This is a genomic window from Bradyrhizobium sp. Kon37 (assembly GCF_055807535.1).
Genome location: NZ_JBVVOY010000182.1, coordinates 1 through 350, shown reverse-complemented (window position 1 = coordinate 350; position 350 = coordinate 1). Strand labels below are relative to the sequence as shown.

General features: G+C 62.9%; 1 protein-coding gene. It reads right to left on the bottom strand.

The window, feature by feature from the left end; translation table 11 throughout:
* Window positions 1-251 (bottom strand): ParA family protein (locus AC0L3J_RS37705; protein ID WP_473350481.1); only part of this gene is annotated, 251 nt, incomplete at its 3' end.
* Window positions 252-350: the final 99 nt, after the last annotated feature.

Below are 350 nucleotides of genomic sequence, written 5' to 3'. Positions count from 1 at the left end.
AGGCGCGCGGCCTGGCCGTCGCCGGCTGCGGGTGCGGTTTCGGTCCAGCCGCCGGCAGGGACAGCGCCGAACAGCTTGCTTGCATGCAGGCCGGTAGCAAAGTCCTTGAGCGTGTAGGACGCATTGCCCTGGGGGTCCAGGTCGATCACGGCAACCCGCAAGCCGCGCTCGAAAAAGTCGAAGGCAAGATGCACAAGGGTCGAAGTCTTGCCGACGCCGCCTTTCTGGTTGGCCGTGACCAAAGTTTTCATCGTTTGGTTTCCTGTTTTTTCTTGGCGTCCGCTTCCCACTTCCGGACGATGTACGCCTGATGTTCCGGCAGAACCGCCGTTACCCGCGCGTACCCCTCG